25 protein-coding genes are annotated in these 18592 nt (G+C 62.7%); 16 read left to right on the forward strand and 9 right to left on the reverse strand.

Annotated features, from left to right (window positions below):
• Window positions 1-128: 128 nt before the first annotated feature.
• The gene (locus tag C444_RS12570; protein WP_004593277.1) at window positions 129-407 is read right to left on the reverse strand and encodes a hypothetical protein; all 279 of its coding nucleotides are present in this window, start codon (window positions 405-407) and stop codon (window positions 129-131) included.
• A 161-nt stretch (window positions 408-568) separates the two neighbouring features.
• The gene (locus C444_RS12575; protein WP_049909508.1) at window positions 569-1255 is read right to left on the reverse strand and encodes a VOC family protein; all 687 of its coding nucleotides are present in this window, start codon (window positions 1253-1255) and stop codon (window positions 569-571) included.
• Window positions 1256-1372: 117 nt separating this feature from the next.
• Here C444_RS12575 and C444_RS12580 point away from each other — a divergent pair, with 117 nt between their 5' ends.
• Window positions 1373-2053, forward strand: coding sequence for a hypothetical protein (locus tag C444_RS12580; protein WP_004593279.1), 681 nt, complete (start codon window positions 1373-1375; stop codon window positions 2051-2053).
• Between the two features lie 47 nt (window positions 2054-2100).
• Window positions 2101-2511, forward strand: a complete 411-nt coding sequence (locus tag C444_RS12585) for a hypothetical protein (RefSeq protein ID WP_004593280.1) — start codon at window positions 2101-2103, stop codon at window positions 2509-2511.
• 8 nt (window positions 2512-2519) lie between these two features.
• On the opposite strand, the gene C444_RS12590 is transcribed toward C444_RS12585, so the two are convergent.
• From C444_RS12590 to C444_RS12595, 3 genes are all read right to left on the reverse strand, one after another.
• Window positions 2520-2729, reverse strand: a complete 210-nt coding sequence (locus tag C444_RS12590; protein ID WP_004593281.1) for a ribbon-helix-helix domain-containing protein — start codon at window positions 2727-2729, stop codon at window positions 2520-2522.
• Window positions 2730-2773: 44 nt separating this feature from the next.
• On the reverse strand, window positions 2774-2944 hold the full coding sequence (locus C444_RS22365) for a hypothetical protein (RefSeq protein ID WP_004593282.1): 171 nt from the start codon (window positions 2942-2944) through the stop codon (window positions 2774-2776).
• A 245-nt stretch (window positions 2945-3189) separates the two neighbouring features.
• The gene (locus C444_RS12595; protein WP_004593283.1) at window positions 3190-4365 is read right to left on the reverse strand and encodes a M24 family metallopeptidase; all 1176 of its coding nucleotides are present in this window, start codon (window positions 4363-4365) and stop codon (window positions 3190-3192) included.
• A gap of 134 nt (window positions 4366-4499) precedes the next feature.
• On the opposite strand from C444_RS12595, the gene crtD reads away from it, so the two are divergent.
• The 7 genes from crtD to C444_RS12630 all read left to right on the forward strand — a co-directional run bounded on the left by crtD (window position 4500) and on the right by C444_RS12630 (window position 10659).
• The gene (gene crtD / locus C444_RS12600; RefSeq protein ID WP_004593284.1) at window positions 4500-5987 is read left to right on the forward strand and encodes a carotenoid 3,4-desaturase; all 1488 of its coding nucleotides are present in this window, start codon (window positions 4500-4502) and stop codon (window positions 5985-5987) included.
• A 3-nt stretch (window positions 5988-5990) separates the two neighbouring features.
• On the forward strand, window positions 5991-6875 hold the full coding sequence (locus tag C444_RS12605; RefSeq protein ID WP_004593285.1) for a prenyltransferase: 885 nt from the start codon (window positions 5991-5993) through the stop codon (window positions 6873-6875).
• Window positions 6868-7749 (forward strand): bisanhydrobacterioruberin hydratase, encoded by an 882-nt coding sequence (cruF, locus tag C444_RS12610; RefSeq protein WP_004593286.1) that lies wholly within the window; start codon window positions 6868-6870, stop codon window positions 7747-7749. The genes C444_RS12605 and cruF overlap by 8 nt, the downstream gene beginning before the upstream one ends.
• An 80-nt stretch (window positions 7750-7829) precedes the next feature.
• The gene (locus C444_RS12615) at window positions 7830-8666 is read left to right on the forward strand and encodes an RAD55 family ATPase (protein ID WP_004593287.1); all 837 of its coding nucleotides are present in this window, start codon (window positions 7830-7832) and stop codon (window positions 8664-8666) included.
• A gap of 133 nt (window positions 8667-8799) precedes the next feature.
• Window positions 8800-9672, forward strand: a complete 873-nt coding sequence (locus C444_RS12620; protein ID WP_004593288.1) for a hypothetical protein — start codon at window positions 8800-8802, stop codon at window positions 9670-9672.
• Window positions 9665-10303 carry a hypothetical protein gene (locus C444_RS12625; RefSeq protein ID WP_004593289.1) on the forward strand — a complete coding sequence of 213 codons (639 nt, stop codon included), beginning with the start codon at window positions 9665-9667 and terminating at the stop codon, window positions 10301-10303. The genes C444_RS12620 and C444_RS12625 overlap by 8 nt, the downstream gene beginning before the upstream one ends.
• A 32-nt stretch (window positions 10304-10335) precedes the next feature.
• Window positions 10336-10659 carry a transcription factor S gene (locus C444_RS12630; RefSeq protein WP_004593290.1) on the forward strand — a complete coding sequence of 108 codons (324 nt, stop codon included), beginning with the start codon at window positions 10336-10338 and terminating at the stop codon, window positions 10657-10659.
• On the opposite strand, the gene C444_RS12635 is transcribed toward C444_RS12630, so the two are convergent.
• Window positions 10656-11435, reverse strand: coding sequence for a winged helix-turn-helix domain-containing protein (locus C444_RS12635; protein ID WP_004593291.1), 780 nt, complete (start codon window positions 11433-11435; stop codon window positions 10656-10658). The genes C444_RS12630 and C444_RS12635 overlap by 4 nt on opposite strands.
• A gap of 305 nt (window positions 11436-11740) precedes the next feature.
• Here C444_RS12635 and C444_RS12640 point away from each other — a divergent pair, with 305 nt between their 5' ends.
• The gene (locus tag C444_RS12640; RefSeq protein ID WP_004593292.1) at window positions 11741-12568 is read left to right on the forward strand and encodes a hypothetical protein; all 828 of its coding nucleotides are present in this window, start codon (window positions 11741-11743) and stop codon (window positions 12566-12568) included.
• Between the two features lie 77 nt (window positions 12569-12645).
• On the opposite strand, the gene C444_RS12645 is transcribed toward C444_RS12640, so the two are convergent.
• Entirely contained in the window at window positions 12646-12918 is a 273-nt protein-coding gene (locus C444_RS12645; RefSeq protein WP_004593293.1) for a DUF7553 family protein, read from the reverse strand.
• Window positions 12919-13095: 177 nt separating this feature from the next.
• On the opposite strand from C444_RS12645, the gene C444_RS12650 reads away from it, so the two are divergent.
• A complete protein-coding gene (locus C444_RS12650; protein WP_004593294.1) occupies window positions 13096-14406 on the forward strand; it encodes a phosphoribosylamine--glycine ligase in 1311 nt (436 codons plus the stop codon).
• Here C444_RS12650 and C444_RS12655 read toward each other — a convergent pair.
• Together C444_RS12655 and C444_RS12660 are read right to left on the reverse strand one after the other, a co-directional pair.
• On the reverse strand, window positions 14385-14621 hold the full coding sequence (locus tag C444_RS12655) for a hypothetical protein (protein ID WP_004593295.1): 237 nt from the start codon (window positions 14619-14621) through the stop codon (window positions 14385-14387). The two genes, C444_RS12650 and C444_RS12655, sit on opposite strands and share 22 nt — an antisense overlap.
• Before the next feature lie 139 nt (window positions 14622-14760).
• Window positions 14761-15291: a hypothetical protein gene (locus tag C444_RS12660; protein WP_004593296.1), complete on the reverse strand. Its 531-nt coding sequence runs from the start codon at window positions 15289-15291 to the stop codon at window positions 14761-14763.
• 162 nt (window positions 15292-15453) lie between these two features.
• Here C444_RS12660 and C444_RS12665 point away from each other — a divergent pair, with 162 nt between their 5' ends.
• The 5 genes from C444_RS12665 to C444_RS12685 all read left to right on the forward strand — a co-directional run bounded on the left by C444_RS12665 (window position 15454) and on the right by C444_RS12685 (window position 18591).
• On the forward strand, window positions 15454-16086 hold the full coding sequence (locus C444_RS12665) for a hypothetical protein (RefSeq protein ID WP_049909510.1): 633 nt from the start codon (window positions 15454-15456) through the stop codon (window positions 16084-16086).
• Window positions 16086-16565, forward strand: a complete 480-nt coding sequence (locus tag C444_RS12670; protein WP_152420811.1) for a hypothetical protein — start codon at window positions 16086-16088, stop codon at window positions 16563-16565. The genes C444_RS12665 and C444_RS12670 overlap by 1 nt, the downstream gene beginning before the upstream one ends.
• A 60-nt stretch (window positions 16566-16625) precedes the next feature.
• Window positions 16626-17114 (forward strand): hypothetical protein, encoded by a 489-nt coding sequence (locus tag C444_RS12675; protein WP_004593299.1) that lies wholly within the window; start codon window positions 16626-16628, stop codon window positions 17112-17114.
• A gap of 108 nt (window positions 17115-17222) precedes the next feature.
• Window positions 17223-17474 (forward strand): DUF7127 family protein, encoded by a 252-nt coding sequence (locus C444_RS12680; protein WP_004593300.1) that lies wholly within the window; start codon window positions 17223-17225, stop codon window positions 17472-17474.
• Window positions 17475-17580: 106 nt separating this feature from the next.
• Complete coding sequence (locus C444_RS12685; protein WP_004593301.1) at window positions 17581-18591, forward strand: DUF368 domain-containing protein; 1011 nt, start codon at window positions 17581-17583, stop codon at window positions 18589-18591.
• Window position 18592: the final 1 nt, after the last annotated feature.

Raw genomic sequence — 18592 nt, forward strand, 5'->3', positions numbered from 1 at the left:
ACAGTCGGGCTGTAGCCAACTCCAGCCGATAAGAGTGTCGAACAGCCGACCTGTTTGACCGGTCAACGACGAATGGACAGACTGTTCAGCATAACAGACGCGGTCTGGACGGTCCGCATGTGGTTCGACTACGGTGAGAGGAGTCGATGCCAGAGGCCACGCCACGCCCGAACACTGCGGTCGACCGCCTGCCAGTACGTGTCCATGACGCGAGTGGGGTGGCCAGTGGTGTGGGTGGGACGGACCGTGAGTTCGGCGTGGCAGTCCGGACAGCGGTAGTGTGTCCCGCCGTAGCGCTCGACGACAATCCAGTCGCCGTCGTAGCGGCCCTGGTGGCCGCAATCGGGACAGAACAGCGTCGCTTTCGACGGGACATCCCGCGAAGCCCGGGAATCAGTCGGGGACATCGTCACCTGTATCTCGGTGTTTGACACGGAAAGAACCTGCCTATGATACCACTAGACGGCTACTAGCGGTATCATAGGTCATTATATTCATAACCTCCCGCCCGATGTTCGAGGTACCGATTCCGGCCCAGGACACTGCGGCTAACGGCCCCGCGAGTTCATCACGCTGACACCAGCGTCAGGTAGTGACCGTCCGGGTCCCGGATTCGCACGCCCTCGTCGACGGAGGTGACCGAGAGTGCGTCGTCAGCGACCTCCCTGGCCGTCGATTTCGGAGCTTCAGCGACGACGCCGAAGTCGACGTGGACGCCGCCGCGGGCGTCGGCGATGCCGAGCCGTGGTGACCACAGTTCCAGGTCGATTTCGCCGGTCGAGAGCCGAACGCGGCCTTCGTCGCGGCCGTCGTCGACCAGTTCGAACCCCAGCGTGGTGTAGAAATCCACTGCCGAGGAAAGATTCTCGACTTCGAGGACGAGTTCGAACAGGCCCGTGACGCCAGTGCCGTCGACCGCCCGTTCGCCGAGTTCGACGCAGTTTCCCTGTGGATCGTAGAAGTACAGCGAGCGCGCGTCCCCGAAGGAGTGTTCGACTAGATCGAAGCGCTCGTCCAGTCGGTCGTACCAGTCATCGTACTCCTGCTCGGGAATGGTTAGTGCGTAGTGCGTGTGGAGCCCGCCGCGTGGGACCGTCCCTGGCGCGCGGAGTCGTATTTCGGTGTCGCCAGCCGCAAGGACGGCCTCGTCCGGAGCCTCTGAGAGTACGTCGAGTTCCAGAAAGGCCTCGTAGAACGCCGTCGCACGGTCCGGATACTTCACCTCTAGCGTAAGCCAGACGGGCGATGAGAGCATATCGGTGCTTCGACCGCCACCGACAAAGCCGCTGTGGGCGTCATCGCTGACGAAACACACAGAACGCGTGACTCCCGGTCGCGACCATTTATTCACGTCAGGCTCGTACAGAGACGTATGCCAACCAACACTCGGGACGAAACGGCGGCGTGGCTGGAGACGAACCGCTGGGAGCGCGGGGTGAGCTACATACCCTATCCCGACGAGATGATGGTGCGAGCGAGTCACGTTCTCAAGACGGATGCCGGCGTGTTCGTCGTCGACCCGATAGACGTCGATAGTATCGACGACCTGTTCGCGGAGTTCGGCGAGGTGGCCGGCGTTGTCATCCTGTTAGATCGGCACAAACGCGACAGCGCCGCCGTTGCGAACCGACACGACGTGCCGGTGTATATCCCCGACTGGATGTCAGGTGTCGAAGAAGATATCGACGCACCGGTCGAACGCATTCACCGACAGCTATCCGGTACGGACTACGGCGTACACAAGATTATCGACAACGCATTCTGGCAAGAAGCCGCGCTGTATGGCGACGAAGACGACACGTTAGTCGTTCCCGAGGCGGTCGGGGCGGCGGATTACTTCCTCGCCGGGGACGAGCGCCTCGGCGTCCACCCGATGTTGCGCCTGTTCCCGCCCAAGAAGCTCACGCGACTCGACCCCGAGCGAGTGCTGGTCGGGCACGGCGAGGGCGTGATGGAAGACGCCGCCGAGGCCGTCGCCTACGCGCTTCGCGGGTCCCGCGGCCGGACGCCGGGGCTGTACGCGAAGAACCTCAAGTCGCTCGTGCTTGGCTGAATCGGGCCAAACGACGCCGTTTTATCGGGGCCGTGCGAAAGTGTGACGTGGTCTACGTCACACGCGGACTCGTCGAGACGCTGTTACGGCTCGCCAGCGAGGCCGAACCTGACGACGTGACGATTTCGCTGGCCGTCACGCCGGCCGGAGAGTTCCCGGATGCCGACTTGCCGGACGAGACTCCGGTGTTCACTGACTTTTATCTCCCCTCAGCCGGGGCCTCGGTGAAGGCGGTGTTCGGCGTCGATCTGGGCACGCCGGCCGGCCAAACACAGGGCCGGTTCGTCTCCCACCCCGATGGGTACATGGGCGTGAGCAAAACCGACGATCTGCACGAAGTGATCTTCGTCGGTATCCCCCCGTGGGATATCGACGCCTTCGGGGCATTCGATAGAGCCGGGCAGGCACAGGAGGTCACGGTTCTCGATATCGAACCGCCCGAGAAGTATCCGCAGTAGCGACCCAGCTACTCCAGATAGCCCAGGTCCCGCAACTGGTCGGTGATATCCTGGAACTGCGCTTCGGTCAGTTCCCCTTCCCGCTGGTGTTCGACGACGATGCTCCGGAGCAGGAACCGAACGAGGTCGGACGTACTGGAGAAACTCGTCCCTTCGATTGTCTCTTCAACGCGCTCCGCGAGGTCCTTCGGAATCGATACTGTGGTGTAATCAGCCATATCGTGACGGAGGCGTGCCGTCGGGATATGCGTTGTGTCCCAGTTCAGCGCGGGTCCGTGGCCTCGGTGTCGAACTGGCCCATCGTGGCGTGATTGGTCGGCGAGAACATCTTCGGCGCGCGGCGGGACCGGGACTGGCCGTCCGCGTCGTCGAAGGGCAGCGTGGTTGTCGGGTACGAGTCGTCGTTTCGGGGGGTCGTGATTCGTGTTGTCATCCTGGGGGTCGTGTCGGCCGGCGTCTGTGGTTTGTTGGCAGTGCAGTGTGGGTGTCGCGTGCGGGGCGTACGTCGGATACAAGCATTGAGTATCACCACCTTTTGCCCCATCCATAATAAATGTTCATGATGGAGCTGTGGAAAATACTGGTTCATGGTAACAAGTGTGTTGATGAGAATGAGCACAACCTGAACCGGCAGTCAGAATAAAACTGGTACTACGACTTTCGGACCTTTCGGCTGGCTCAGACGACGAACTGGATCTCGTACTCGGTCAGGTTCTCGTAGCCGTCGGCGGTGACGACAGCGATGTCCTCGATTCTGACCCCGCCGACAGCAGGGTCGTAGAGGCCGGGCTCGATAGTGACGATATGCCCCGGTTCGAGTTCGCCGCCGCTCGGTGACAGCTGTGGGAGTTCGTGGACATCCAGCCCGACGCCGTGGCCAGTGCTGTGGATGAACCCCGTCTCAGTTCGTTCGTCGTCACGCAGCGTCGGCTCGCCAGCGTCCTCGTACACATCGCACACGGCGTCGTGGACGTCTTCACCAGTCGTGCCGGGTTCCAGCGCATCGAACGCGGCTTCCATCGCACGCTCTGTCAGATCGTACCACTCACGTATCGTCTCGCTTGGCTCGCCTTTCACGAACGTCCGCGTCATGTCGGCGTGGTACTTCGTCGCCTTGTCCTGCGGGAAGATATCGATGATAACCGGCTCGTGAGCGACGAGTGGCCCGCTCCCGCGGTCGTGGGGGTCCGCGGCGTCCGCCCCGCAGGCGACGATAGTCTCGTCCAGCGAACAGCCGTGCCGGAGCAGCGTCACCTCGATTTCCTCTTTCACTCGCTCGCTCGTCAGCGTCTCGCCGTCGACTTCGAGCGTGTCGTCGGCAGCAATCGTCGACGCTTCGAGCAGGGATTCGGCCGCGTCCATCGCCGCCTCGTTGGCCCGCTGTGCCGTCCGGATGTGGTCGACTTCAGTCTCGGTTTTCGTTGCCCGGATCTCCGTGACGATGCCGTCGGTGTCGGCCGCCACGTCAACGCCGCGTGCCCGCAGGCCGTCCGCGGTCCGGAGCGGGAACCGCGGCGGTACGGCCACGCTGTCCACGTCATAGGCTGCGAGGAAGTCCGCGAGGACGTGCGAGACCGCCTCGTCCGGGCCGTACTCTTTGACTTTCCGCTGATGGTCGAAATCGACGTACCGCTCGACGGTATCGGCTCGCGACTCGCGCTTTGCGCGACCGAACTCTAGACTCCGCGGGAAGAGGAGATGTGTGTCACCGTCGTACAGCGTGATGAACGGGTCCGGCGCGTCGAAACCCGAGAGATAGTACTGGTCTGACACCTCGGAATCCGCGTCAAGGAGGTAGCCGTCGACGCCGGCGTCATCGAGATATGCGTCCAGTGCTGCGAGATCAGGTTCCATACGTGTCAGTCTGTTCCCCATGCCCATATACGTCTCCCACTGAGCCGCTCGGCGGCCCGACATGTGGCCACGAATGCCATACCAATGCAGTTTGGCCGCTCATTTATTGACGTTCCAGCCCCTCAACACTAATAATGAGTGACTTGTCCGGTGAAGACGTGACCGTTGTCGGTGGCGGCATCGGTGGGCTCTCCGCTGCGTGTTATCTGGCGGACGCAGGCGCGGACGTCTCGCTACTGGAGAAAAACGAGCAACTCGGGGGTCGCGCCTCCCGGCTGGAGGTGGACGGGTTCCGATTCGATATGGGTCCGTCGTGGTACCTGATGCCCGACGTGTTCGAGCGCTTTTTCGCGTACTTCGGCAAGGAGCCCCGCGACTACTACGACCTCCAGCGGCTGGACCCGCACTACCGCATCTTCTTCAAGGATGGCGACCAGATCGACGTGACCGGCGACAACGACGAGATGGCCCAGAAATTTGAGGAGTACGAACCCGGTGCGGGCGAGGCGTTCGAAGAATATCTGTCGACCAGCGAACGCCACTACGAGACGGCCATGAACAAGTTCGTCTACCAGGACCGCTCGGAGCTTCGCGACTGGGTCGACCTCGACGTCATGACTGCCGCGCCGGTTGGCCTCCAGCTCATTGGCACGATGCAGAGCCACGTTGAAGATTACTTCGAGCACCCGAAGCTCCAGCAAATCATGCAGTACACGCTGGTGTTTCTCGGTGGCTCGCCCCGGACGACGCCAGCCCTGTACAACATGATGAGCCACGTCGATTTCAATCTCGGCGTCTACTACCCCGACGGCGGCGTCGGTGCAGTCGTCGACGGCCTCGTCGAACTCGGCGAAGAACTCGGTGTCACCTATGAGACCGACGCCGAAGTCGAAGAGATTTCCCGGCGGAAAGAAGGATTCCTCGTCGAGACGGTCCACGGTGACACGACCCATCCGGACGAAGTGGTCGTCAACGCCGATTACGCCCACGCCGAACGGGAACTCCTGCCGGACCACGAGCGCCAGTACGACGACGACTACTGGGACGACAAGACGTACGCGCCGTCTGCCTTCCTCATGTACATGGGCGTCGAGGGCGACGTAGAGCCGCTGGAACACCACACGCTCGTCCTGCCGACGGACTGGGACCCCCACTTCGACGATATCTTCGACGAGCCTGCATGGCCCGACGACCCAGCGTATTACCTCTGTGTCCCCTCGAAGACCGACGACAGCGTCGCCCCCGACGGCCACTCGAACCTGTTCGTGCTGGTCCCCATCGCGCCGGGCCTGCACGACGGAGACGAGATACGCCAGGAGTACCGCGAGAAGGTACTCGCCGACATCGCCGACAACACCGGCGTCGACCTGCGCGACCGCATCGTCTACGAGAAGCAGTTCGCCGTCTCCGACTTCGGCGAGCGGTACAACGCCACGGAGGGAACCGCCCTCGGGCTGGCCCACACGCTCCGCCAGACGGCCCTGCTGCGGCCCAACAACCGCTCGTCGGCCGTCGACGGGCTCTACTTCACGGGGTCGTTCACGACGCCAGGCATCGGCGTGCCGATGTGTCTCATCAGCGGTGAACACACCGCAGAGGCGCTCATCGAGGACATCGCCTGAGTAATGCCAGAACTCCCGACAGACCGTCTCACCGCCGTCATTCCGCCCGAAGAGACGCTCCTGGGCTACCTGTTGCGCCTCTCCCGGCCGCGGTTCTGGCTCTACCTCGGTGGTCCGGTCATCGTCGGCGTCAGCTACGCGGCTGACGGCCCAGGAGAGCTGTTCTCCCCGCTGGCTATCGCCCTGTTTCTGTACTTCACCATCCCTGGGAACGTCTTCCTCTACGGCGTTAACGACATCTTCGACGCCGATATCGACGAGCACAATCCGAAAAAAGACGACGGCCGGGAGGTCAGCTACCGCGGGGACAGCGCCGTCACAGCCATCGTCGTCGCCAGCGGCGCGCTCGCGTTGCTGTTCGCCCTCGTGTTGCCGACGCTCGGGATTGTGGCCCTGCTCGCCTGGATGGCGCTCTCTGTCGAGTACTCGGCCCCGCCGCTGCGGTTCAAGACGACACCGTTCCTCGACTCCATTTCGAACGGCCTGTACATCCTGCCCGGTGTCATCGGCTACGCCGCTATCGAGGGTGTGGCCCCGCCAGCGACGGCGGTGGTCGGCGCGTGGCTCTGGGCGATGGGGATGCACACCTTCTCGGCGATTCCAGATATCGAACCGGACCGCGAGGCCGGCATCCAGACGACGGCAACGTTTCTGGGCGAGTCAAACACCTACTACTACTGCGTGATGTGCTGGCTTATGGCCGCGTTCGTATTCAATTTCACACACTGGGTGTTCGGCGTGCTACTGCTCGTTTACCCCGGCCTCGTCTTCGGGATTCTCGGCGTTGGCGTCGACATCGACGAGGCGTACTGGTGGTACCCCGCCATCAACACCGTCGTCGGCATGGTGTTCACACTCATCGCGCTGTGGGTGATGCTGTATGGGTAGCGGCAAAGACCGGACGCTAGCGGGCTGGACACTGCCGGAGACAAAGACCGACGCGACCGCGCAGTTCGACCGGTTCGTCACCGAGAACCGGTTTACCATCGCTGTCGTCTTTCCGCTCGTCGGCGCAGTGACCCTGCTCGCGAGTGCCGAGGGACTCTTGCCGGACCCGCTCGCGTTCAACCCCTACTTCGTCCTGTTCGGGACGTTCGTGATGCGGTTGCCCCTCGTGGCCGGTATCTTTCCGCTCGTTGACCGCCGGGCCGGGCTGGCGCTGGTCGCGCTGACGCTGTACTCCTACGGCATCGAGCTCGTCGGCGTCCGGACCGGCTGGCCCTACGGCGAATTTACCTACGGTGTCGACCTCGGCCCGATGCTGCTCGGCGATGTGCCGTTCGGGCTCCCGGTCTTCTTCTTCCCTCTGGTGCTGAACGCCTATCTGCTCGTCCTGCTGTTGCTCGGCAACAGGGCAGCGTCGACCACGGTTCGGCTGCTTTCGACGCTGGCGACGGTCATGCTCGTCGACCTTGTACTGGATCCTGGAGCCGTAGCTATCGGCTTCTGGATCTACGAGATGCCGCAGTTCTACGGCGTCCCGTGGCAGAACTACGCCGGCTGGCTCCTCTCGGGATCAGTCGCCGTCCTCCTGTTCGATTTCGGGTTCGACCGCGCGGGCCTCCGACGGCGGCTCCGGGACTGTCCGTTCATGCTCGATGACCTGGTGAGCTTTGTCCTGCTGTGGGGCGGTATCAACCTCTTTTACACGAACTGGGTGCCGTTCGGTCTGGCCGCGTTGCTGGGGGCCGGCCTCCTCTGGACGGACCGCTTCGACTTCGACCTCTCGGAGACGCGGCTCGGTCGGGCCGTCTGGCGGTGACGACGGAGTTTGCTGGTGCCCCCTAATCACACCAGCGAGACAGACCAAGCGTTTAAGCGACGGCGTAGGTAGGTGGACGTATGGAGCGAATCCCGTTTGGAATCAGCCAGCTCGATTCCATCATCAACGGTGGTGCACCTGCTGGGAGCGTCGTCCTGCTCTCCGGTGAGGCCGGCGCTGGCTCCCGGGAGTTCATGCATACGAGCGCACTCATCAACGGGCTCGAAAAGGTTGATTCGGAACTGCACGACCTCTACTACGGCGACCGCTCGGCGGACGCTGTCGCCCCGGACGAAGTCCACTACGTTTCGTTTACGACAAACGAATCGCAATTGGTCAGCGAGATGCAACTGGCGATGGACGCCGAGGTGGTCGACAAAGGGAGTCAGGCCGTCGAGTTCCACGACCTCTCTGAGCGGTACTTCCACATCAGTCCGGTGCCGCGGGACTGGTACGCCAGCGAAACCGCGTCGATAACTGATCTCCGGGCACGCCACGAGCGGGAGGACCTGCTCGGCACGCTCGGTATGGTTCTGAACGAGGTGTCGGCAGATAATCTCGTCGTCATCGACTCGCTGTCGGACCTCGTCAGCGCGACGGACGAGGAAGTCAGCTGGTCGGACATCAGCTCGCTCGTTCAGGGGATCCAGAAGGCGGCCCACCAGTGGGGTGGCCTCATCCTCTTACACGTCAACCCAGAGACGCTGTCGTCGGTGCAACACGGACAGCTCGTCGATGCATCCCACGGCACGATGGAGTTCGCGTGGGAATCCGGTGGTTCCACCCGGGCCCGGACCCTCGTCGTCCAGCAGTTCCGTGGCGTCCTCTCACAGATCGAGGACGAGGACATCGTGCAGTTCGAGACCGAACTGGGCGATGCGGGCTTCGATATTAGCGACGTTCGCAAGATTCGATAGCGATAGTCAGCGGTACAACTGGCAGTAGCTGTCGACAGAGAACAACGAGAAGGCTGCTGAGTGGTCGCTTCCACTCTCGGTATCTGAAATCGGCGGTAAACCCTTATCAGTCTTGTTCGTTAAGAGTGTCGTAATGTCCTCCGAGTCGACTGATGACGGAGGAGTGTACGTCGAGCTATCTGCAGATCTAGACGAGTGGCTGACCGAGCAGGCCGAGACGCTCGGCGTGCCTCGTGATGCTGTCATGGAACAACTGTTGGCCGCATACATGACAGCGGCTAATTCGGACGCTGAAATGGATGACCTCCTCCAGCCGTCGGCAGACGAACTTGATGCCGTCGTCGCCGCGACCGTGGACAAGAAGCTGAACGGTTCAGTCGAAGCGGCAACCGAGAGCGCTGTCAGTTCCCATCTCCCCGATATCGCCGACACGGTGGAACGCCAGCTTGCCGAGCGGTTCGACGCGCTCGAAGCGGACTTTCAGACGAAGATCGAAGACGTCCGCGAGCGCGTTGTGCAGGTCAAACAGGAGGCCGACGCGAAAGCGCCAACTGACCATAGCCACGAAGAGTTCGACCGCCTCGATGCACTCACACAAGAGATTGAAGAGATAGAGACGGAACTCGCCGCGCTCCGAGGTGACGTGACCGACTCGCTCGAAACGCAGGACGAGCATGTCGCTGATATCGACGACCGTCTCGACGACGTCGAAGACAAACTCACCCGCGTCGCCTGGGTCGTCAGCGACCTTCGCGACGACCAGGGCGGCCGGGGCCAGAACCAGAAAGCGGTCGACCGGCTAAAACGCGCCGCGGCACAGGAGAACATCTCGACGGCACGGTGTTCGAACTGTGACGAGCAGGTCGAGATCGGGCTACTAACCGAGCCCCAGTGTCCACACTGCAACACGACAGTGTCGGACGTGCGCCCCGAGGGTGGCATTATCCGCTCGAAGGCGCGGCTGGTGGCCGCAGCACAGCTTGAACCGGGCGAGACCAATGAGTGACGACGAGCGAAACCCCTTCGAAGAGCTCGATTCCGGCGACGACCGCGAGGGCGACCCGTTCGAGCGCCTCAGTGAGGGGCCTGACGACGCGGACGGCTCGGCAGATCCACGCCAGCCACCCGACGATGGCTGGGGGGACGTCGAATCAGGCGATACGCCAGTCGACGATGTGTCCGAGACAGGTCCCGGTTCGACCGCCGATGATGATGACCTGCTCTCGGCTGTCGATACCGAGGAGTTCCGTTCGGATTCGGCGACTGAATCGGACGGTCCCGTTCCAGAGCCGTCACCCGACACGAACGACCCCTTCTCGGGGATGGACGACCGCGGCGAGGACCCCTTCGGAAGCGGCGAGAGCGCGTTCGAGCGGGTCGATGTCGACCACATCGACGCGGACAAGGTGTGGGCGGAAATCGCCGAGGACGACGACGGCGACGCCGCGCCCGAGAGCCGTTACGCAGAGGTATCGAAACACCGCTACTGCGAGCAGTGCGAACACTTCTCCGCACCGCCGAACGCACACTGCACGAACGAGGGGACCGAAATCATGGAGTTCCTCGACATGGAGACGGTCCGACTGCTGGACTGTCCAGTCGTCGCCGAGCAACACGAGATCGAGGGCGAGCAGTAACGGCTTTTTGTTTCGGTGTCCGACGAGCGTGTATGCAGTTCTGCGACGACTGTGGTTCGATGATGCACGCCGATGGTGACGAGATGGTCTGTCAGTCCTGTGGCGCACGGGTCGCGAAAGACGAGGACCGCGCGGCGGCGTTCGTCAGCACGGACGAACAGAGCGACGACGAACTGATAGAGACCGAAGAAGGCTCGAACTTCGAGGGGAAGCCGACAGCTGACGACGTGACCTGTGAGGAATGCGGACACGGCAAAGCGTGGTACACGATCAAACAGACCGGGTCAGCCGACGAACCGCCGACGCGGTTCTTCAAATGCCAGGAGTGTGGCCACCGGTGGCGAGAGTACAACTAGAGCAGCGAATCCAGAATCCGAAGCTCTTCATCCTCGGATATTTTGTCGGAGTCCATACACGCGTGGACGACCTTATGGACGAGTTCCGGGTCCTGAAACGGCTGTGGCGAGCCGCCGCCGTCAGCGACGGTTTCGACCTGTCCTTCGAGTTCGGCCAGCTGTGCGGAGAGGTCCTCGACAGTCGACTGGAACGTAGTCAGCGTGGTGTTCACCTCGCCGGCCGCTGTCTCGACCGCCGTTGGCGAGCGGACGCCGTCGTCGGGCGCAGTATCAGGGCCTGGTCCTTGACTATCGGCTCCGTCGGGGTTGGCTGTTGACTCCGGCGATTGGGTATCGGATGCCTGGGCTTCTGCCTCGTCCGAGACCGTCGCTGGTTCGGCTTCTCCATCGTTGAAAACGGCGTTTGCGAACGCTTCTCGGTTCGCCCAGTCGAACCCATCGATCCCGTTGACACGGTTGCTCACCGTCGAGGCAGTGACGCCGAGCTTCTCCGCGAGGTCCCGCTGGGACGCGGTGGGGTGTTTCTGGATTGCGCGGATCGTTTCGCGTTCTGTCGACGAGAGGTCCGCAGGGGCTGGATATGACTGTGACTCCGTCGACGGTTCACTCTGTGACTGGTCGGCTGTTTCCGTCTCGTCGGCCTCAGCCGGGTCGCCGTGTTCCTCAAGAACTCGCTCGACCAGTTCCGCTGTTGCGCTCGGTACTTCGGCTGCAAGCTCTGCGATGGACGCTTCTGGGTTCTCGGCCGCTACGTCGAGTATTTGCTTGTGACGCATCGATTTGGGGGCCGTTCGGCCGTTCGTTGATTTACTCATTGAGATCACCACGTAGGGAAGGTACCGCCACCCAATCCCCCGACCTGATATACGTTTGACTAAAACCAATGGAATTGTCAAAAGCTTTTGGTTAGTCACAAACATTAATTAAGATGTTATTTAATCTGACACCACCCGCTCCCTCAGCGACACAGACTACCCAGATCAAGGAGAGAGACCGATTCCGGGCCGAACTGGAAACGGTCGGTCAAAACTGAACCCGGGCGTTCTGAAAGCATTTATCCGGGGCGGGGCAACACAGAGCCATGTACCGCCGTCGCGTTCTGGCACTCTGCGGACTGGCTATTACCGGTGCCGGCTGTCAGGGTGAGACCGAAGACACCGGGACAGTGACGCCAGTGCCGTCACCAGGCGTCAGCGAAACCGACACTGGGTCGCCGCCCACGGTGACAGTCACGGACGCCGCAGTGACGCCCGGCGTCGTGGTCCCCGGCACAGACTCTATCAATGTTCGGTCAGCCGACGGCCAGTTCCTTGTGCTGACAGCGACCGTCGAGGGTTCGGGAACGGACCCCGCCGCGTTCTCACTCAGATTCGACGGGTCGACGTACAGCCCTGAGACGTTCAGGAACGGTCTGTATCGCGACGGCGAATGGGGCCAACAGTTCACCGAGGCCGGTGGGCCGCTGGTCTTCGACCTCCCGGAAACCGGCTCAGCCAGCGACACCCGACTGTCCTGGCCCGGCGGGGAGTGGACGCCGCCGGAGGCAGTTCAGAACAGGCTCAAAGCGCCGTTACCGTCGTTCGACGTGACTCTCGATGGTCCGGAACACGTTACTGAGCCCGCCATGCCGACGCTTGAAATAACGGTCACGAACACGGGCGACACCGCGGGTCGGTACGTCCTCGCGCTCAACCGAACCGGCCCGCGTGTCGCCTACGCGCCCGCGGGCCGGTTTGATGGGGAACTGAAGCCGGGAGAAACAGAAGTAATTACGCACGAAGGTAAAACACCGTACGTCGACAATACAGAGCCGCGTGAAGTCACGTACTATCTGCGGGCCCCCGAAGATCACAACGACGCGACACACCGGATCAAGCCGGTCGACGAGGAAACCGCGACCGAGTCGTAGCGGCCCATCGGTTCGAAAGCCGTCTTTTCGTCGCAGACCGTCACCGAACAGCCGTGCGTTGGCGCAGGAGCGCCGCCTCAGACCCCTTCGAGATCGGACCGGTACTCGTTGATCTGGTCGTCGGCGTCTCCGATGGCGCCAGTCACGTCTTCTGCGTCACCGCTACTGAGGTCGTTGAGCGCCGACTGAATGCGGGCGAGCCGGCCGTGGTCCGGGCCGCGTTCGGCGGTCGCGAGGGTATCGAGCTGGTCGGCGAGTTCGGCGAGGCGTTCGCTCGCCTCGTCGCTGTCGGTGTCTTCGGCTGCTGATTCGAGCAGTTCACTCGCGGACGCGAGTTCGTCGCGTGTCATACGTGGCAATTTACAGATGGGGACTAAAACGGTTCGGCTTACGCGAGTGGGTTTTTAAATAGACAGTGGGTGTTCAACGGGCCGACATGACAGTCCAGCGTACGACCATCGCGATAGCAATGACGTGCGGCCGGTAGAACGGGCAACTTTTACCCCACACCCGCTCGCAGACGTGCCATGGCACACTTCCTCTTCTGTTCGCTGGACGCAGCACTCATCGGTGACATCGCTTGGCAAGTCGCCGAGGAGGGCCACGACGTCCGGTACTACATCGAGGCCGACAGCGATCAGGAGATTGCTGACGGTTTCGTCCCGAAAACCGACGACTGGCGTGGGGATCTCGACTGGGCCGATGTCGTGATTTTTGACGACATCTGGGTCGGCAGCGACATCGGTACCGGTGAGATTGCACAGGAACTCCGGGCGGAAGGGCACGCCGTCGTTGGCGGGACGCCCAACACGGACGCGCTCGAAGAGGACCGCGGCTACGCAATGGAGGTCCTCGAAGACCACGGTGTCAACACTATCGAACATCACGTCTTCGAGGACTTCGACGCCGGCATCAAACACGTCCAAGAGAACCCTGCGCCGTACGTCATCAAACCGCTGGGCGAAGTCCAAAACGTCAAACGACTGCTCTACGTCGGAAACGAGGACGACGGCAGCGACATCGTGGACGTGCTGAAGGCGTACAAGAAGGCGTGGGGCCATCGGATGAAAGGCTTCCAGCTGCAGCGGAAAGTCGAGGGTGTCGAAATCGCTATCTGCGGATTCTTCAACGGGCAAGAGTTCATCGAACCGATCAACTTCAACTTCGAGCACAAGAAGCTATTTCCGGGCAACATCGGTCCTTCGACTGGCGAGATGGGGACTTCGATGTTCTGGGCCGGCCGGAACGAACTGTTCGCGGAGACACTCGGCAAGGTGGAAGGCTGGCTCGCCGACGAGGGCTACGTCGGCAGCATCGACATCAACTGTATCGTCAACGAGGACGGCATCTATCCGCTGGAATTCACACCGCGGTTCGGGTATCCCACAATCACGCTGCAAGAGGAATCGTTTGAGTCAGAAACGGGTCAGTTCTTCCTCGACTTGGCGAACGGACGCGACCCCGGTCTGGAAGTCCACCGTGGGTATCAGATCGCGGTTCGAGTCGTCCTCCCGCCGTTCCCGTTCGACGACGAGGCGACTTACGACGAGAACTCCCGCAACGCCGCGGTCGTCTTCGAATCCGACAGCCGCGAGGGTATCCACATCGAGGACGCAAAGCGGGTCGACGGGCAGTGGCGGGTCGCCGGCGAAAGTGGAATGCCGCTCGTCGTCACGGGCAAGGGCGAAACGATGCAGGCGGCGCGAGCGCAGGCTTACGAGCGTATCGACGACATCCTCATCCCGAACCGCTACTACCGTGACGATATCGGCGAGCGATGGGTCGACGGCGACGGAGACAGACTGCAGGCCTGGGGCTATCTCGGACCACAGGCGTAGGTCGCGCTCATGGCGGGAACCTCGGCGCTGGTGGGCGGTACGTCCATCGATGTCGGCGACCGCCGGCGGAACGGCTCCGGTGACACCCACTTTACGCCGTACAGCCAGCCGTAAATCAGGTCGTTGAGCCACGGGCTGACAAGTAGCGTCACGACGTTGACGACGATGACAGTCGCCACCGCGACCGGGAGGCTGACGCTGCCGACGAACAGCATCAGTCCCAGCACGACGGCGAGCAGGAATGGGAACAGCAGTCCAACGTGAACAGCGTGGCGAGCCCTCGACGCATACGATTCCTTCAGCGAACACGCTTATATGCGTCTCCCACGGGCCTGGCCTGCCGAGGCATCCCAGTTAGCTGTCCGCACCGCACTGGACGAGCAGGGTTTCCTCGGCGTCCGTCTCGGGAGTCACCGGTTCGTTACTCGACTCGTACCGGTACACCGGCCCGGGGGAGACGAAGTAGTTGGCGACGTACTCGCGTTCGCTCCGGTCGCCGTCCGCAGTGCTGTAGCTCACGCGAATGCCGCTGGACGCGAGGTAGCCGTCGCCCGTCTCGTCGGGCCAGAAGCCCTCCAGATTGTTGACGCCCACGCTCGTCACGGTCTCTGCGGTTTGTAGCACCCGGTTCCAGGCGAAGGCGGTCTCGAAGTCGTCCAGATACAACAGGATGGAATCCGTTGTCAGCGTCTCGGGCTTCTGTGGATACGCTCGCCCCTGGATGTTGGTCCCCGTCGCCACCGGCGGTCGCGAAACGTCAGCGGGGTCACATTGGGGGGCCTCACCGGGCTGTGTCGGTGGCTCCCCGTCGCCGCTGGGTGCCGAACAGCCCGCAGTGAGTACGCCGGTCAGTACAGCGAGAACAGTCCGCCTCTCCAGCGCCATACGACCGATAGCAAGCGGTGAGAGCTATTTCTTGTGGTTCGGTACCGTAAACCAAGTTTGCCGCGCCGGGCCTCGGGCCGAATTGCCATCACTGGACTGCCGACGGCGACCGGATGCGGACCACCCCATCGATTATAAGCACACGACATGACAGGCAAGACGATGCTACGCCGTGACATGATTCGGGTGGGCGCAGCGGTCGGTGCCACGACTCTTGCAGGGTGTACCGGCGGCTCTACGGGGCCCGCGTTCGGGGAGGGGTTCGAGGATGGCCTCGGCGACTGGGAGAGCGGCGCGGCCATCGGCCCGGAGGTCGAACTCTCGGAGTTCGAGTGGGAGTTCGGCGTCTCCGACACCGAAGCAGCGTCCGGCGACCGGTCGCTACGCATCTGGAACGAAGGCGATTACGACGACGGCGTGACGTGGGGCGTCCACCCGGTCTCAGTCGAGTCCGGACAGGCCTATCAGGTGACGGTCAGCGCCCAGTTCTGGAGCGAGTCGGAGTCGTTCAACACGCTCCGGGACGCGGTGATGCGGCTCGGACCGGAGCCGCCGGCTGTCGAGGAGGACTTCCCACACCCCGGCGTGAACACCACTGACCTCGGGCAGACGCCGTACGGCGGGCTCCGGGAACCGCTGTGGCTCACCGACGGCTGGCGGGAGTACACCTTCGAGTGGACGACGCCCGAACTCTCGACGGACACCCTGTACGTCGCGCTCGGAACGAGCGTCATCTGGGAGGGGGACGCGACCCACTACATCGACGACGTCACGGTCAACATTGAGACGCGATGATGTCCGTCACAGAAGGGGCTTCGACTGTCGGTCGTCGCCGGGCACTGCTCGCCGGTGTCGTGGTCGGCAGTCTCGGGTTCGTTCTCGCGCTCGCGCTGGAACTGGACGTCCTCGGGTCCGGGCTCTGGTATCCGGTCATCTACGCCGGCACGCCAGCCCTGTCCTCGGTTGCCGCCTTCGCCCACGAGCGCCCCACCGCAGGGCCGCTTCGACTCCTCGCTGTCGGCAGTTGGGTCCTGATTACTTCCGTCCTCGCGCTCGCTGTGTTGGTGGTCCTCACCCTGGGGTTCCCAGCGCGGCCTCGATTCCCTGCGTTCGCACTGGTGCTTGCGGGACTGCTGTACGCCGGGTTCTGTCTCGTGCCCGCCGGTCTCGCAGCCGTCGCCGCCAGACAGCGAGGCGTCCGGGCGGTCGTCCCGCTGGCGCTCGCACCGTTCGGACAGATCGCCGTCGCCGCGGTCATTGTGTTCGTCCGGTGAACTTCCGACAGGGTCAGCACCACACCCTATCTATTTGTTCCTGTCATCCGGCACTACTGTATGAGTGAACGCAGACAGCGGACACAGGCGCGGCTATCGCTGGTGCCTGCGGCGGTCGCTCTCAGCCTTGGGCTCGTCGGTCAGATGGTCGACCAGTTTCTGTTCGTTCGGGCCGGACCGGTTCCGATACTCGTGACCGCACCCGTGACTGCGACACTCCTGTATCTCCACGCCAAACCGGCGTCGTATCAGCGGGTAGCCGCGCTCGCCGTCTGGGGATTTATCGGGTCAGGAGCTGCGATACTCGGGGTGTATCTCGGCACGGTCAACTACTACCTTCCCCGGTCATTGACGGCCACGGAGATGGTTGGCTACGACCTCGGGCTGTTCCTCTGGTTCGTGGCAGCGCTGACGGCGATGTACGGTCTGGCCGCCCGTACCGCTGACCGACCGTTCCGAGCGACGGCACTCCTCCTCTCGGCCCCGCTCGTTCAGGTCGCCTGGGTGGGGCTGACCCGACTCGTGGTGGAAACCGGCCTGTACGCATGACGCTGCCCGTGGTGAGAAGCCTGCCCTATCCGGGCCCGCAACAGCGTGGGGATTGGCGCGCGCCGAACGTGGACCTTTATGTATGTAACACGTACGCATGGATGACGAATGGACGCACAAACTGAACGGTCGCCGCTACACGTCTCGCACACCGACCACGACGACGGCTGGACGGTCGCCGTCGACCTCGACTCACTGCAGGTTAGCGACGACCACGTGACAGTCGACGTCATTGGAACGGAAGCGATCGTTGCCGTCGACGCCCCGCACCTCCAGACGGAGTTCGATATCGACCTGCCGGCTGCTGACGCAGCCAAGACACTCAGGAACGGCGTGCTCACGCTATCCCAGCGGAGCTAAGGCTGTCACGGACTGCCTGTCCAGCCCCGTTTCAATCGTTGTGATGCTTCCATGACACGACGAGACTCCACAAGGGATTTCAGCGTGATGGTGGAAGCGTTCAGTGATGACCACCCGTCCTGACCGAAACCCGAGTGACCTGCCGACGATTCGGGGCTCGGTGCCGCCGCTTCGTGCGTGGCTTCGAACGTTTCTCATCGGCCTCTGTATGGGCAGTGCCGACGGCGTCCCCGGCGTCTCCGGCGGGACAATCGCGCTTATCGCCGGAGTCTACGAGCGACTCATCGCCGCGATTACTGCCTTCACCCCGGGCCGGATACTTCGGTTTTTACGCGCACTCGCTCCCGTTGACGGCGGTGTCGATATCCGTGGCGCGTTTTCCGAACTCCTCGAAGTAGATATCTGGTTCCTTCTCGCGCTGGTCGCTGGCGTCGCCACCGCCGTCGTCATCGTGACACGAATCGTCCACATCGCTAGCCAGGAAACACCAGCGCTCCTCTTTGGATTCTTCTTCGGACTCATTGCCGCCTCAGCGATAGTGCTACTGCGAAGTCTCACAGTCGACTCCCCGTTCCAGATAGGGACCGGGGTCGTCGGCTTTCTCCTCGCGTTCTACGTGTCCGGGGTGTCGACAGCCGCTACAAACGGTGGCGGTCTCGCGCTGGTCTTTTTCGCCGGCATGGTCGGCGTCAGTGCGATGATTCTGCCCGGCATCTCGGGGTCGCTGTTGCTCATCATCCTCGGCCAGTACACCCGCATGTCGACGGCCCTCAGCGAGTTCGTCGACGCACTCATCGCGCTCGTTACTGGCGGCCCAACCGAAGACGTGACTACGACCGCTGTGCCGGTCGTGACGTTCATTCTCGGCGGGCTCGTCGGCTTGTTCACCATCGCGCGCGTCGTCCGTCGGGCGCTTGCCTACAACCGCCGGGCCACGCTCGCGTTTCTCGTCGCGCTCGTCGTCGGCGCGCTGCGCGCCCCTGTCGTGGAAGTTCAGGAAAAAGTGGGTTTTTCGACAGACGTCCTCATCGCGTTCGTCGCCGCTGGTGCCGTCGGCGCTGTCTTCCTGCTCGTGCTCGACTGGTACGCCGTCGACCTCGACCTCGATAAGGTGTAGG

This window comes from Haloarcula japonica DSM 6131 (assembly GCF_000336635.1).
In the GTDB taxonomy this organism is placed as follows: domain Archaea; phylum Halobacteriota; class Halobacteria; order Halobacteriales; family Haloarculaceae; genus Haloarcula; species Haloarcula japonica.

Bases quoted from the DNA above. Each gene is read 5' to 3' on its own strand.
- C444_RS12650 (WP_004593294.1), top strand. From the start codon at position 13,096: ATGGCACACTTCCTCTTCTGTTCGCTGGACGCAGCACTCATCGGTGAC.
- C444_RS12595 (WP_004593283.1), bottom strand. From the start codon at position 4,365: ATGGAACCTGATCTCGCAGCACTGGACGCATATCTCGATGACGCCGGC.
- C444_RS12665 (WP_049909510.1), top strand. From the start codon at position 15,454: ATGCTACGCCGTGACATGATTCGGGTGGGCGCAGCGGTCGGTGCCACG.
- C444_RS12575 (WP_049909508.1), bottom strand. From the start codon at position 1,255: ATGCTCTCATCGCCCGTCTGGCTTACGCTAGAGGTGAAGTATCCGGAC.
- C444_RS12680 (WP_004593300.1), top strand. From the start codon at position 17,223: ATGGACGCACAAACTGAACGGTCGCCGCTACACGTCTCGCACACCGAC.
- C444_RS12630 (WP_004593290.1), top strand. From the start codon at position 10,336: ATGCAGTTCTGCGACGACTGTGGTTCGATGATGCACGCCGATGGTGAC.
- C444_RS22365 (WP_004593282.1), bottom strand. From the start codon at position 2,944: ATGACAACACGAATCACGACCCCCCGAAACGACGACTCGTACCCGACA.
- C444_RS12570 (WP_004593277.1), bottom strand. From the start codon at position 407: ATGTCCCCGACTGATTCCCGGGCTTCGCGGGATGTCCCGTCGAAAGCG.
- C444_RS12590 (WP_004593281.1), bottom strand. From the start codon at position 2,729: ATGGCTGATTACACCACAGTATCGATTCCGAAGGACCTCGCGGAGCGC.
- C444_RS12685 (WP_004593301.1), top strand. From the start codon at position 17,581: ATGACCACCCGTCCTGACCGAAACCCGAGTGACCTGCCGACGATTCGG.
- C444_RS12635 (WP_004593291.1), bottom strand. From the start codon at position 11,435: ATGCGTCACAAGCAAATACTCGACGTAGCGGCCGAGAACCCAGAAGCG.
- crtD (WP_004593284.1), top strand. From the start codon at position 4,500: ATGAGTGACTTGTCCGGTGAAGACGTGACCGTTGTCGGTGGCGGCATC.
- C444_RS12580 (WP_004593279.1), top strand. From the start codon at position 1,373: ATGCCAACCAACACTCGGGACGAAACGGCGGCGTGGCTGGAGACGAAC.
- C444_RS12675 (WP_004593299.1), top strand. From the start codon at position 16,626: ATGAGTGAACGCAGACAGCGGACACAGGCGCGGCTATCGCTGGTGCCT.
- cruF (WP_004593286.1), top strand. From the start codon at position 6,868: ATGGGTAGCGGCAAAGACCGGACGCTAGCGGGCTGGACACTGCCGGAG.
- C444_RS12620 (WP_004593288.1), top strand. From the start codon at position 8,800: ATGTCCTCCGAGTCGACTGATGACGGAGGAGTGTACGTCGAGCTATCT.
- C444_RS12615 (WP_004593287.1), top strand. From the start codon at position 7,830: ATGGAGCGAATCCCGTTTGGAATCAGCCAGCTCGATTCCATCATCAAC.
- C444_RS12670 (WP_152420811.1), top strand. From the start codon at position 16,086: ATGTCCGTCACAGAAGGGGCTTCGACTGTCGGTCGTCGCCGGGCACTG.
- C444_RS12605 (WP_004593285.1), top strand. From the start codon at position 5,991: ATGCCAGAACTCCCGACAGACCGTCTCACCGCCGTCATTCCGCCCGAA.
- C444_RS12640 (WP_004593292.1), top strand. From the start codon at position 11,741: ATGTACCGCCGTCGCGTTCTGGCACTCTGCGGACTGGCTATTACCGGT.
- C444_RS12655 (WP_004593295.1), bottom strand. From the start codon at position 14,621: ATGCTGTTCGTCGGCAGCGTCAGCCTCCCGGTCGCGGTGGCGACTGTC.
- C444_RS12660 (WP_004593296.1), bottom strand. From the start codon at position 15,291: ATGGCGCTGGAGAGGCGGACTGTTCTCGCTGTACTGACCGGCGTACTC.
- C444_RS12645 (WP_004593293.1), bottom strand. From the start codon at position 12,918: ATGACACGCGACGAACTCGCGTCCGCGAGTGAACTGCTCGAATCAGCA.
- C444_RS12625 (WP_004593289.1), top strand. From the start codon at position 9,665: ATGAGTGACGACGAGCGAAACCCCTTCGAAGAGCTCGATTCCGGCGAC.